9 protein-coding genes are annotated in these 12,826 nt (G+C 72.7%); 8 read left to right on the top strand and 1 reads right to left on the bottom strand.

Translation table 11 applies throughout. The features are described from left to right. Nucleotides 1–3 precede the first annotated feature (3 nt). Genes ABT360_RS20725 through ABT360_RS20715 form a run of 3 tightly spaced genes read left to right on the top strand, consistent with a single transcriptional unit; the run spans nt 4 to nt 3,927 of the window. Nucleotides 4–807, top strand: coding sequence for an ABC transporter ATP-binding protein (locus tag ABT360_RS20725; protein WP_351818298.1), 804 nt, complete (start codon nt 4–6; stop codon nt 805–807). 55 nt (nt 808–862) lie between these two features. Beyond that, nucleotides 863–1,858, top strand: a complete 996-nt coding sequence (locus ABT360_RS20720) for an ABC transporter substrate-binding protein (RefSeq protein WP_351818295.1) — start codon at nt 863–865, stop codon at nt 1,856–1,858. A 26-nt stretch (nt 1,859–1,884) separates the two neighbouring features. Then, nucleotides 1,885–3,927 carry an iron ABC transporter permease gene (locus tag ABT360_RS20715; RefSeq protein WP_351818292.1) on the top strand — a complete coding sequence of 681 codons (2,043 nt, stop codon included), beginning with the start codon at nt 1,885–1,887 and terminating at the stop codon, nt 3,925–3,927. 10 nt (nt 3,928–3,937) lie between these two features. Here the strand turns inward: ABT360_RS20715 and ABT360_RS20710 are convergent, their stop codons facing one another. Continuing rightward, nucleotides 3,938–5,392 carry an MFS transporter gene (locus ABT360_RS20710; protein WP_351818289.1) on the bottom strand — a complete coding sequence of 485 codons (1,455 nt, stop codon included), beginning with the start codon at nt 5,390–5,392 and terminating at the stop codon, nt 3,938–3,940. A 260-nt stretch (nt 5,393–5,652) separates the two neighbouring features. On the opposite strand from ABT360_RS20710, the gene ABT360_RS20705 reads away from it, so the two are divergent. From ABT360_RS20705 to ABT360_RS20685, 5 genes are read left to right on the top strand one after another with little or no spacing between them, the layout of a single operon-like run. After that, on the top strand, nt 5,653–7,464 hold the full coding sequence (locus ABT360_RS20705; protein WP_351818286.1) for an IucA/IucC family protein: 1,812 nt from the start codon (nt 5,653–5,655) through the stop codon (nt 7,462–7,464). Between the two features lie 11 nt (nt 7,465–7,475). After that, nucleotides 7,476–9,014 (top strand): pyridoxal phosphate-dependent decarboxylase family protein, encoded by a 1,539-nt coding sequence (locus ABT360_RS20700; protein WP_351818283.1) that lies wholly within the window; start codon nt 7,476–7,478, stop codon nt 9,012–9,014. Next, nucleotides 9,011–10,798 (top strand): IucA/IucC family protein, encoded by a 1,788-nt coding sequence (locus ABT360_RS20695; RefSeq protein ID WP_351818280.1) that lies wholly within the window; start codon nt 9,011–9,013, stop codon nt 10,796–10,798. The genes ABT360_RS20700 and ABT360_RS20695 overlap by 4 nt, the downstream gene beginning before the upstream one ends. Continuing rightward, nucleotides 10,795–11,379, top strand: coding sequence for a GNAT family N-acetyltransferase (locus tag ABT360_RS20690; protein ID WP_351818276.1), 585 nt, complete (start codon nt 10,795–10,797; stop codon nt 11,377–11,379). The genes ABT360_RS20695 and ABT360_RS20690 overlap by 4 nt, the downstream gene beginning before the upstream one ends. Next, a complete protein-coding gene (locus ABT360_RS20685) occupies nt 11,376–12,701 on the top strand; it encodes a lysine N(6)-hydroxylase/L-ornithine N(5)-oxygenase family protein (RefSeq protein WP_351818274.1) in 1,326 nt (441 codons plus the stop codon). The genes ABT360_RS20690 and ABT360_RS20685 overlap by 4 nt, the downstream gene beginning before the upstream one ends. Nucleotides 12,702–12,826: the final 125 nt, after the last annotated feature.

The following is a 12,826-nucleotide window of genomic DNA, read 5'->3' as shown; positions in this document are numbered from 1 at the left end:
TGCATGGGCGACGTCCGCCTGGTGGCGAAGGACCTCGAGGTCGGGCACGGCGGCCGCCCGGTGCTGAAGCAGGTGGACCTGTCGCTCCGGGCCGGTGCGATCACCGTGCTCGTCGGCCCCAACGGCTGCGGTAAATCCACCCTGTTGCGCACAGTGGCGGGCCTTCTGCCGCCGCTCGGCGGTGAGATACGCATCGACGACGCCCCCCTCGGGTCGTTCGCCCGCCGCACGCTGTCCCAGCGACTGGCGTTCCTCCCGCAAACGTCGCAGGCCCCGGCCGGGGTGACGGTCCGTGAGCTCGTGCGGCACGGGAGGTACGCCCACCGCGGGGCCCTCGCCCGGCACACGAGCGAGGACACGGAGGCGATCGACTGGGCGCTCGACGTCACGGACGCGGCTCCGCTGGTCGAACGACGCCTCGACGAGCTGTCGGGCGGCGAGCGCCAACGCGCCTGGCTGGCCATGGTGCTGGCCCAGCGCGCCGGGGTGCTGCTGCTGGACGAGCCCACCACGTACCTCGACATGCGCCACCAGTTCGAGGTGCTCGACGTCGTACGGCGCCTCGCCGAGGAGCACCACATCGCCGTCGGTGTGGTCCTGCACGACCTGATGCAGGCCGCGGCCTACGCCGACGACGTCGTGGTCGTCGCCGACGGCGGGATCGCCGCCGCGGGCGCGGCCGACGACGTCCTCGTCCCCGATGTCATCGAGCGGGCCTTCGGGCTCCGCGTCACCGTCGTGCGCGATCCGGCCACCGGCTATCTCGCCTGTTTCCCCCGGCGGTCCCAGGCTCCCGCCGCGTCCTGAACCCGGGGCCCACGGCGCTCCGCCCGCATCACCAGCACACAAGGAGAGATTCACCATGCAGAGAATGCTGCGCGCCCTCGTGACGGGCGGTACCGCTGTGGCCCTGATACTCACCGCCGCGGGCTGCGGGTCCGGCACGGTCGGCGAGTCCACCGAGGGCAAGACCTCTGGGGACAAGGCCACGAGCGGGAAGATCACCGTCGACACCGCCCAGGGCAAGGTCAGCCTGGACAAGCCGGCGACCAAGGTCGTCGCGCTGGAGTGGACGTACACCGAGGAGCTGATCGCGCTCGGCGTCATCCCGGCCGGCAACGCCGACAACAAGGGCTACAGCACCTGGATCACCGCCAAGGGCGCGGGCCTGCCCGACAAGGTCACCGACGTCGGCGACCGCAACGAGCCGAGCCTGGAGAAGATCCGGGCCCTCCAGCCGGACCTCATCGTCATCGACAACGACCGGTCGAAGGCCAACCTCAAGCAGCTCCAGGCCATCGCGCCCGTGCTGTCGTTCACGTACACCACCAAGCCGCAGCTGGCGACGATGAAGAAGAACTTCACCGAGCTGGCGAAGGCGGTCGGCAAGGAGGACAAGGCCGCCGAGGTCACCAAGCAGATCGACGCCAAGGCCGCCGACCTCAAGGGACGGCTGGACAAGGCCGGCAAGGGCGAGCTGAAGTACGCGCTCGCGCAGGGCTTCACCGCCAACGGCACCGCCTCGATCCGCATGCTCACCGATGACGCGATCGCTCCGCAGGTGCTGAACCTGGCCGGGCTGAAGAACGGCTGGAAGGGCCAGTCCGACGCCTGGGGCATGACCACGGTGGGCGTCGAGGGCCTGACCAAGGTCGAGAAGGACGCGACCTTCCTGTACGTCGCCGCCGACAACGACAACCCGTTCACCGGTGACCTCGCGGGCAACGCGGTGTGGAAGGGCCTGGACTTCGTCAAGAACGACAAGGCCCTGCCGCTCGACCCGGGCACCTGGCTCTTCGGTGGCCCGCTGTCGGCGATGCACATCCTCGACGAGACCGGCAAGGCTCTGAAGGTCTGATGGCCCCGGAAGGACTGACGGCCCCCGTGGCCCGTCCGCTCGGCCGCCGCCCACGAGCCGTGCTCGTGGGCGGCGGTCTGTCCCTCGTCCTGTGCCTGGTGGGCGTGGTCCACCTCGGTCTCGGCGTGTCGGGTGTGGGCATCGGCGACATCGTGGACCTGCTCCTCGGCCACGGCGACGCCCGCACCGAGGACGTGCTGCTCGGCAGCCGCCTGCCGCGCACGCTGACCGGTCTGGTCGTCGGCGTCGCGCTCGGCGTGTCCGGCGTGCTCGTCCAGGGCGCGACCCGCAACCCCCTGGCGGCGCCCGACACGCTGGGCGTGAACGCCGGGGCGTACTTCGCCGTGGTGCTGGTGGCGTTCACCGGGATCAGCCTCGGCCCGCTCCCCGCCGGGGGCGCGGCGTTCCTCGGCGGTCTCGTCGCGGTCGCGGTGGTGTACCTGCTCAGCCGTAGCGGCGTGATGACGCCCGGGCGGGTGCTGCTCGCCGGTGCGACCGTGGCGCTGGCGGGCACCTCCGCGGCCGAGTTCCTCCAGATGCTCGATGTGCAGGCGACCCGCGGGCTGTTCTTCTGGGGCAACGGCACCCTGATGCAGTCCGGTCTGGAACGGCCCCTGACGCTCGGCGCGGTCGTCGCCGTCGGCGCGCTGATCGCCCCGTTCCTGGCCCGCCCGCTGGACCTGCTGGCGCTCGGCGACGAGACGGCGGAGGCCATGGGCGTACGCGTGGAACGCATCCGGCCGGCCGCGTTCCTGGTCGCCGTACTGCTGTCCGCGGCGGCTGTGTCGCTCGCCGGGCCGATCGGCTTCGTCGGGCTCATCGGGCCGGTCATCGTACGGCAGTTGGGCATCCGCAAGCACGCGCTGCTCATTCCGATGGCGGCGTTGCTGGCCTCCGCGCTGGTCCTGGGGGCCGACGCGGCCGCGCAGCTGATCGTGACGCCGTCGGCCACGCAGCCCGCCGAGATCCCGGTCGGTGTGGTGACGGCGCTGATCGGCGGCCCGGTGTTCATGGCGCTGGCCCGCCGGGTGAGCACCGGCGACGCCGACACGGGGGCGGCGGTCGTGGTCTCCGACCAGCGGCGCGCCCCCGCCTACGCGGTCGCGCTCGGCGCCGGGCTGGTGGCCCTGGCCGTCGCGATCGCCGTCTCGCTGCGCGTCGGTGACGTCGAGATCACCTGGAGCCAGCTCGTCGCGTCGCTGTTCGGTTCCGCGGAGCAGATCACCGAAGCGGTGGTGGACTACCGGCTTCCGCGCATCCTGGTGGCGGCGCTGGCCGGGGCGTGCCTGGCGGTCGCCGGGGCGGCGGTGCAGGCGGTGGTGCGCAACCCGCTGGCCGAGCCGGGTCTGGTGGGCGTGACCGGCGGGGCGTCCCTGGGCGCGATCGCGGTCATCGTCGCCGTCCCGTCGGCGCCGCTGGTGGCGCTGCCGGCCGCGGCGGGGATCGGCGGCGTCCTGATGCTCGCCCTCGTGGTGCTGGTCGCGCGCGGGAGCGGCAAGGACGGGCGGACCGGGCTGGACCCGACCCGGGTGGTGCTGGTGGGCCTGGGTGCCGCCGCCACGTCGATGGCCCTGGTCAACATCATGGTGGTCAGCGTGCAGATGAACGTCTCGTCCGCGCTCGGCTGGCTGGCGGGCAGCACCTACGCCCGTGACTTCTCGGCCCTGGGCTGGCTCGCCCTGCCCGCGGTGGTCGCGGTGATCCTGGTGATCGCGGCGCGGCCGGTGAACCTGCTCTCCCTCGGTGACGAGCTGCCGCGGGCTCTGGGGCTGGAGCTGGGCCGCGCCCGGCTGCTGGTCCTCGGGGCGGGCGCGGTGCTGGCGGCGGGTACGGCGGCGGCGGTGGGCGCGGTCGGCTTCGTCGGCCTGGTCGCTCCGCACCTGGCCCGGCGGATCGTGGGCGGCAACACGGCCCGCATGGTGCCGATGGCCGCCGTCCTGGGTGCGGTCCTGGTGGTGTCCTCGGACGCCCTGGGCCGCTGGCTGCTGGCGCCGACCGAGATCCCCGTGGGCATCGTCACGGCGCTGCTCGGCGCCCCCTACCTGGTGTGGCTGCTGCGGCGGCTGTGACGGGGGCGGGTCAGGAGGGCTGGGCGATACGGGACCGGGGGCGCTTCGCGCCGTCCCCGACGGCCTCCGCCTCGGGCCTGAGCGTGCGTGCGGCCAGCACGCCGAGCAGGCAGACGAGTGCGGAGGCCAGGCACACGGCGGTGAACGCACCGGAGAACGCGGTGTGGGCGAGTGGCCGGAGCGCGGGGTCGAGCAGCTCGAACCGCCCGGTCTCCACGGCCTCGCGCACCGGAGCGGTGACCCCCTGACCGGTACCGAGCCCCTCGCCCAGGCGGGCGGAGAACACCGCCCCGAAGAGGGCGACGCCGGTCGCCGTCCCCAGCGGGTAGCAGGCATTGGTGAGCCCGGAGGCCATCCCGGCCCGGTCGGCGGGCGCGGCGCCCACCGCGACGCCCATGAGGGGCGGGAAGATGACGGCTCCTCCGACACCGAGCAGCACGAGGGCGACGGCCGTGACGGCCTGCCCGCCGCCCGAACCAGCGGCTGCCAGCCCGAGCAGCCCCAGCCCTTGGGCCGCGAAGCCCCCGGCGACCAGCAGGTCGGGAGGTAACACCTTCTGCAGGCGGGCGACGAACAGCCCGGCCAGGAGCAGGCTGCCCGTCAGGGGCAGGAGGCGCAGGCCGACTTCCAGGGGTGAGTACCCGTGGGTGCTCTGCAGCCACAGCGTGACGAAGGCGAGTACGCCCAGGCTGGAGAGCCGGGCGAGGAAGCCCAGCACGGCGGCCCCGGAGAACGCCCGGACGCGCAGCAACGTCATGTCGATCAGGCCGTCGCCACGGCGCTGGCTGGCCACGAGGGCCACGACCAGCACGACGCCGACGGCCGCCGGGATCAGCACCTCCGGCGCGGCCCACCCTGCTTCGGGTCCGGCGACCAGCGGATAGTGCAGTGCCAGGAGCGCGCCGACACCGAGGGCGGCACCGAGGAGGTCCATCCGGCGCCGGGTGTCGCGTGGCGCCGCCGACTCGGGCATACGGGTGAGCGCGCCCGCCACGACGAGGACCCCGATGGGCACATTGACGAGGAAGATCCAGCGCCACCCGAGCAGTTCGACGAACAGGCCTCCGACGATGGGGCCGAGCGCGCCGGCGGCGGAGGCGATGGCGGCGAAGGCGGCTATCGCGGCCTGGCGCCGGACACCTTCGTACGCGGCGGCCATCAGCGCGAGGGTGGGCGCGAACACCATGGCGCCGCCCAGCCCTTGGGCGGCGCGGGCGGCGATGAGGGTACCGGCGTCCGGCGCCAGGCCGCACGCGGCGGACGCGAGGGTGAAGAGCGCCATGCCGGCGGTGAACACGGTGCGGCGCCCTATGCGGTCGGAGAGCGCGCCCGCGGTCAGCAGCAGCGCGCCGAAGGCCAGCGAGTACGCCGACACGGTCCACTGCACCCTGCCCAGCCCCGCCTCCAGATCGCGCGCGATGTCCGAGAGGGCGACGTTCACCACCGTCACGTCCAGGGTCATCATCACGCCACCGGCACTGACCAGGGCGAAAGTCCATCGCGGAGTGCATCGCGGGGTACGAGGGCGGGAAGGCACCGCTGGTCACCTCCATGTGACGTCCGGGGCCGGTCAATCGGGCCACAACTGACAGAACGTCAGTTTTCAACTGGGGCTCCGTGGCCGAAAGTTGACCTTGCCCATTAGGTAAGCCTAACCTAATCTAACCCCGCTTGGACGTCCAGGTGTTCGAGCGCATTGATCCGGACAGACATCGGAGCTGCCTGATGCCCACCCCCGCCGACCATCCCGTGCCCGCGTTGCCCGACGTGGCCCCCGCGGCATGGCAGGAAGCCAACCGACGCCTGCTCGCGAAAGCGCTGGGCGAGTGGTGTTTCGAGGACATGATCAAGGCGGTCGAGACCGGTGACGGCGGTTACCGCATCGACCTCGACAGCGGCACCACGTACGCGTTCAGCGCCACCCCCGGCGCGTTCGGCTGGCTGCGTGTCGACCCGGCGTCGATCACCCGCACCTCCACCAGCATGCTCGGCAACTCCATCGCCCAACCGGCCTGGGACGCCCAGCAGTTCCTCATGGAAGCCGCCTCGACGATCGGCAGCGACCCGTCGACCATCGCCACGTACTTCACCGAACTGTCCGCCACCCTCGCCGTCGACGCCGCCCGCATCACCCACGGCGGCGACACCGTGGCCGAGCTGCGCGCCCTGGACCACACCGAGCTGGAGTGCCGCATGACCGGGCACAACCTCCTCGTCGCCAACAAGGGCCGCATCGGTTTCTCCGCCACCGACGTACGCCGCTACGCACCCGAGTCCGCACAGCCGCTGACACTCCAGTGGCTGGCCGTCCACCGCGGCCTCGCCGAGTTCCGCGGCACTTCCGAGCTGTCCGAAAACAGCATCCGCGAGCGCGAGTTGGACGACGAGACCCGGACCCGGTTCACAGGCGTCCTCCAGGAGGCCGGCGTCGACCCCGAGGGCTACGTCTGGATGCCCGTGCACCCCTGGCAGTGGGACCACGCCGTCCAGATCCTGCACGCCGCCGACGTGGCGCAGCGCCGCATCATCCCGCTGGGCGAGAGCACCGACGCGTACCTGCCCGGCCAGTCCATCCGGACGATGGCCAATGTCACCGCCCCCGAGCGGTACGACGTCAAACTCCCGCTGAAGATACTCAACACCCTGGTCTGGCGCGGCATCCCGCCGCACTGCACCATGGGCGCGCCCGTCGTCACCCAGTGGCTGCGCGGGCTCGTGGAGCGCGACGCGTTCCTGACCGAGGAGTGCCGCACCGTGTTCCTCGGCGAAGTGGCGTCGGTGACCGTCCGGCACCCCTACCTCACCACGCTGGAGGACACGCCCTACCAGCACCTCGAGACACTCGGCTGCATCTGGCGCGAGTCGGTGTCGGCGCGCAAGGACCCCGGTGAGCGGGTGCGCACCTTCGCCTCGCTCCTCCACGTCGACAACGCCGGTGACGCCTTCGTCGCCGAACTCGTCCGCGCCTCGGGCCTCGATCCGCAGGAGTGGCTGCGGCGCCTCTTCGGCACTCTCCTCGTGCCGATCCTGCACGTGCTGTACCGGTACGGCGTCACCTTCAACCCGCACGGGCAGAACACGCTGATCGGGTACGACGAGAATGACGTACCGGCCCGCTTGTACCTGAAGGACTTCGTGGACGACGTGTGCGTGTCGTTCACCGATGTGCCCGAGCGCGGCCCGGAGCCCGACGGACACGACCACGTACTGCCCCGCAAACACCCGTCGATCATCAAGCAGCACGTCGTCGACCAGGTCTTCGTCGGCCACTTCCGCTACCTCGCGCCGCTGTGCGCCGAGCAGCTCGGCGTACCGGAGAAGACGTTCTGGCGCCTCGTCCGGCAGACGATCCTCGACTTCCAGCAGCGGTTCCCCGAGCTGTCCGAACGGTTCGCCGAGTACGACCTGCTCGCCCCCGAGATCCCCCGCTACGGCCTCAACCGCGACCGGATCGTCGTCACCCGGTACACCGACCGCGCCCTGCGCCACGCGCTGTACCCGAACGGCACGCACCCCAACCCGCTGGCCGAGCACTGAGGAGACAGGGCGTGACACCGCTGACCGAAACACGACCCCCGCTGTCCCCCTTCCCGCCGGCCCTGCTCGCCGGGTCCTACGACGGCCTCGCCGAGGTCCTGGCCACGCTCACCGAGGCGGTCGACACCGCGTCGACCGCCCGCCGCCCGGACGGCCCGATCCCGGCGGGCACCCCCGCCGAAGTCCTCGCCGCCGCCTCCCGGGCGCTGGGCCCGGCCGAACTCCCCGCCGAGGGGCTCGGCACCAAGGCCGCGCTCCAGCTGCTGACGACCGTGCTGATCGAGCACGGCATCGACCTGTCCCACCCGCGGGCCGCCGCCCATCTCCAGCCACCGTCGCTCGCGGTCGCCGTCGCCGCCGACGCCCTGGCGAGCGCCGGGAACGCCTCCCTGGACACCTACGACTCCGGGGCCTGTGCCCTTGCGGTCGAACGCTGGCTCATCGGCGTACTGATCCGGCTGGCCGGGCTCGGGGAGCGCGCCGACGGAGTCCTCACCCCCGGCGGGTCCCTGTCCAACCTGATGGGCCTGCTGCTCGCCCGGGACGCGGCCGCGCTGCGGCGTGGCATCAACGCCCGCGAGCAGGGGGTGGCGGCCCTGCCGGGCCCGGTGGTGTTCTGCTCCGAACTCGCCCACTTCTCCACCCACCGGGCCTGCGCCGCACTGGGACTGGGCGAGGCCGCCGTACACCCGGTGCCGGTCGACGAGCGCCGGCGCATGCGGCCCGACGCGCTGGCCGCCGCAGTGGAGGCGCTCGGCCCGGACCGGACGCCGATCGCGGTGGTCGCCACCGCCGGGACCACGGACTTCGGCTCCGTCGACCCGCTCCCGGAGATCGCCGAGATCGCCGCCGGGCACGGCATGTGGATGCACGTCGACGCCGCGTACGGGTTCGGCGCGCTGTTCTCGAAGCGGCTGGCCGGCCGCCTGGCGGGTCTCGAACTGGCCGACTCGGTCACGCTCGACCTGCACAAGATCGGCTGGCAGCCCGCCGCGACCAGCGTCCTGCTGGTCTCCGACACGACCGCGTTCACCTCCCTGGACCGCGAGGTCGCCTACCTCAACCCGGTCGACGACTCCGAGGCCGGGTACGACGGGCTCCTCGGCCGCAGCCTCCAGACCACCCGCCGCCCCGACGCGGTGAAAGCCGCCGCCACGTTGCTGGCGTACGGCCGGACCGGCATGGGCCGGATGGTCGACGCGTGCCACGACCTCGCCCGCCATGCCGAACGGCGCATCCTCGCCGAGCCCGAGCTGGAGCTGGTCGCCCCCGCCGAGCTGACCACGGTGCTGTTCCGCTACCGCGCCGAGAACCCGGAGGTCACCGACGAGCTCAACGGCGCCCTGCGCCGGCGGCTGCTGGAGTCCGGCACCGCGCTCATCGGGCGTACCGAGGCCACGACGGGCGGCCCGGGCTCCCCCAAGCGGGTGTGCCTGAAGTTCACCCTGCTCAACCCGACCGCCACCACCGACGACATCGACGGTCTCGTGGACACGGTCCTCGACGCCGGCCGCACCTGTGAACGACTCATCGAGGAGGGCGCCGCATGAGCATCACCACCACGGCGGCAACCACCACCCGCAAAGACCCCCTGCACGAACGGGACGCCCGGGGTGCCGCCGAGCACGCCCACATCGAGGCACTGCTGCGGTGCTGGCTGCGCGAGACCGGCACGCCCGTGACGCCCGGCCCGCTCCGGGTCGAGCTGCCCACCGCGGGGCTCGCCCTCGTCACCGAGGTGACGCACTGCTCCCCCACCGGGTGGCACCGGTTCGCCCCCGCCCGCCTGGAGGGCCCCGGCGGCCCGCTCGGTCCGGCCGCCGACCCGGTGACGGCGGTCGCGCTGCTGTCCACCGAGGCGGCGGTGCGCGGCGGCGGCCGCCCCGGCGGGGTCCCGGCCGGTGAGGTCGCCGACCTGGTGGAGCGCACCGCCGAGTCCGTACGCCGGGTCGCCACGTTCATCGCCGACCGGCGCGCCCATCCGCAGCCGCCGCCCGGCGTGGACGGCTTCCTCGACGCCGAACAGGCGCTGCTCCTGGGCCACTTGAACCATCCGGCGCCCAAGAGCCGCGACGGCATCTCGGACAACGACGCCGCCGCGTTCTCGCCCGAGCTGCGCGGCTCCTTCCGGCTGCACTGGTTCGCCGCCGACGAGTCGGTGGTCTCGCACGACGCCGTCGCCGGCGCCCCCTCGCTGGCGGGCCGCGACACCGTCGCGCTCCTCGCCGACCTGGCCGGGCGGCGCCTGGACGACGGGCGGGTGCTGGTGCCCGCGCACCCGTGGCAGGCCCGTGACCTGCTGCACCGCCCCCGGATCAGGGCGCTCGTCGCCTCCGGCGCGCTCAAGCCGCTCGGCGAGCTGGGGCCCGAGTGGTGGCCCACGTCCAGTGTGCGGACCGTGTACCGGCCGGACGCCGATGTGATGCTGAAGCTGTCCCTCGGGCTGCGGCTGACCAACTCCCGCCGTGAGTCGACCCGCACCGAGCTGCGCCGGGGCCTGGAGATCAACCGGCTCCTCGACGCCGGGTACGCCGACCCCACGTTCCAAGCCCACCCCGGCTTCGCCATCACCCGCGACCCCGCCTGGCTCGCGGTGGACGAACCGGACCGGCCGGAGGGCCCGGAGGTGACCGGCCTCGACGTCGCCGTCCGCGAAGTCCCCGACGGCATCGCCGGCCTGCGTTGCCTGGTGGGCCTGGTCGCCCCGCGCCCCGGGCTCGGCCGCAGCGCGCTCGGCGACCTGGTCTCCGCGCTCGGCCCGGGCGCGGCCGAGCAGTGGACGGCCGACTACACCGACAAGGTGCTGGTGCCGATGCTGCACCTGTACGCCGCCACCGGCATCGGCCTGGAGGCGCACCAGCAGAACACCCTGGTACGGCTGGACGCGGCGGGCCGGGTGACCGGCTCCACGTTCCGCGACAACCAGGGCTACTACCTGGCCACTTCGTACCTGCCCGGGCTGCTGGAGCGGCTGGGTTCCGGCTCCTCCACGCTGGCCGTGGTCGACGACTCCCTCGTCGACGACCGGCTCTCGTACTACCTGCTGCGCAACCAGGCCCTGTCGGTCGTCGGCTGCCTCGCCGTCGACGGGCTGGCGGACGAGCGGGACCTGCTCGCCGTCCTCGCCGGCCGGCTGCGGGCGGCGCTGCCCGCGCTCGCCGAGGCGGGGCCGGACGGCGACCGGCTGGCGCGCCGCTGGCTGGAGGCCGACACCCTGCCGTGCAAGGGCAACCTGCTGACCCGGCTGCACGGCATCGACGAGGTGCTCGCCCCGCTGGACGCCCAGTCCGTCTACCTCGACGCCCCCAACCCACTCCAGGAGGCCTCCGTATGACCTCGGCACCGTCGGCCGCGCACGCCGTCCCGGGCCCGCCGCTGCCCTTACTGCCCACCCCCTGGACGGCCCGGGTGGCGCGGGCGGAGGGCACCGACCTGGACCTGGTGCACGGCTGGATGCAGTCGCCGCACATCGACGCCTTCTGGCACCAGGCGTGGCCGCGGACACGCTGGTACGAGGAGATCGCCGGGCACCTCGCGGGCGACGCGATCCTGCCGGTGCTGATCGACCTGGACGGGACGCCGTTCGCGTACATCGAGGTGTACCGGGTCGTCCGGGACCGGCTCGCCGGTCACTACCCGGAGCTGCCCCACGACCTGGGCGTCCACATCGCCATCGGCGAGGTGGGCCGTACCGGGCAGGGCCTGGGCCGGTCCCTCCTGCGTGCCCTCGCGGAGGGCCTGCTGGCCGCCGACCCGCGGTGCGCCCGGGTGGTCGCCGAGCCCGACGTGGCCAACGCGCCCTCGCTCAGGGCGTTCGAGGCGGCGGGCTTCCGCCCCGCCGGAAAGGTCGCCTTCCCCGACAAGACCGCCGTGCTGATGGTCCATCCGCGACGCGAGGAGGACATGCCCCGATGACCGAGACCGTCCTCACCAGTGACCACGACGTGGTGGCCGTCGGCTGCGGCCCGTTCAACCTGGGCCTGGCCGCTCTGGCGTCGACCGTCGACGACGTCGACCTGGTCGTCCTGGAGGAGCGGCCCGAACTCACCTGGCACCGGGGGATGATGTTCGGCGACGCCTCGATGCAGGTGAACTTCCTCGCCGACCTGGTCACCCTCGTCGCCCCCTGGCACCCCCTGTCGTTCCTCGCCTACCTGCACGACATGGACCGCCTGTACACGTTCACCGTGCGGGAGAACTTCTTCCCCTCGCGTCGCGAGTACGAGGACTACCTCCGCTGGGCGGCGGCGAGACTGCCCTCGGTCCGCTTCGCGCACCGGGTGGAGGAGGTCCGGTGGGACGCGGAGGCGGAGCGCTTCACGGTGGACGCGGTACGCGGTGACGGCACCCGGCTGAGGCTGCGGGCCCGCGACCTCGTGCTGGGCATCGGCACCGCGCCGTACGTACCGGACGCCCTGGCGGGCCTGCCGGCGGACAGGCTGCTGCACACCTCCGACTACCTGTACCGGGCGTCCGACGTGGCGTCCGCCGAGAAGGTCACGGTCGTCGGCTCCGGCCAGTCCGGCGCCGAGGTCGCGGTGGACCTGCTCGGGCGGAACGTCGAGGGCGGGCCGGCGGTGAGCTGGCTGACCCGCACCTCGTCGTTCGCCCCGCTCGACTACACCAAGATGAACCTGGAGCTGACGACTCCGGCGTACATGCAGTACTTCCACTCCTTGCCCGAGGACGTGCGCGACCGCCTGGTCAAGGAGCAGTGGCAGTTCTACAAGGGCATCTCCACCGACACGCTGGAGGAGATCCACGAGCTGCTCTACCGGCGCCAGTTGGAGCACGGACTGGCCGAGGTGGAACTGCGCTTCGGCATCACCGTCGAGTCGGCGGCCGTCGAGTCGGGGTCGGGGCGGGCGGTGCTGACCTGCCGGCACCGCGACACGGGTGAGAGCTTCGAGCACACCACCGACCTGGTCGTGGCGGCGACGGGCTACCGCAACCGGACGCCCGACTTCCTGAAGCCGGTCGACGACCTGTTGCGGCGGGACGGCCGGGGCCGTCCCCGGGTGCGCCTGGACCACTCCGTGGAGCTCACCGAAGGTGTCACCGGGCGGGTGTTCGTGGCCAACGCCGAGATCCACAGCCACGGCGTCTCGGCGCCGAACCTGGACATCGGTGCCGTACGCAACGCCACGATCCTCAACGCGGTCACCGGCAGGGAGACCTACCGCCTGCCGAAACGCTCCGCGTTCACCAGCTTCGACGTACCGAGGCGCGTGTCGTGAACCGGTGGGGTCCGTCGAACCGGTATCCGGGTAGGCGGGGCCCGGGAAGATACTTTGTTAACCGGCGCCCCCCAGGGAGGTTTTTGTATTTGTGCCGCCAGGCGCGTCAACAACAAGCCCCAGTA

This window comes from Streptomyces sp. NPDC000229, from assembly GCF_040300825.1.
GTDB lineage: Bacteria > Actinomycetota > Actinomycetes > Streptomycetales > Streptomycetaceae > Streptomyces.
Note: the sequence above shows the minus strand (reverse complement) of the source record. Positions and strands in the feature narration are given on the sequence as shown.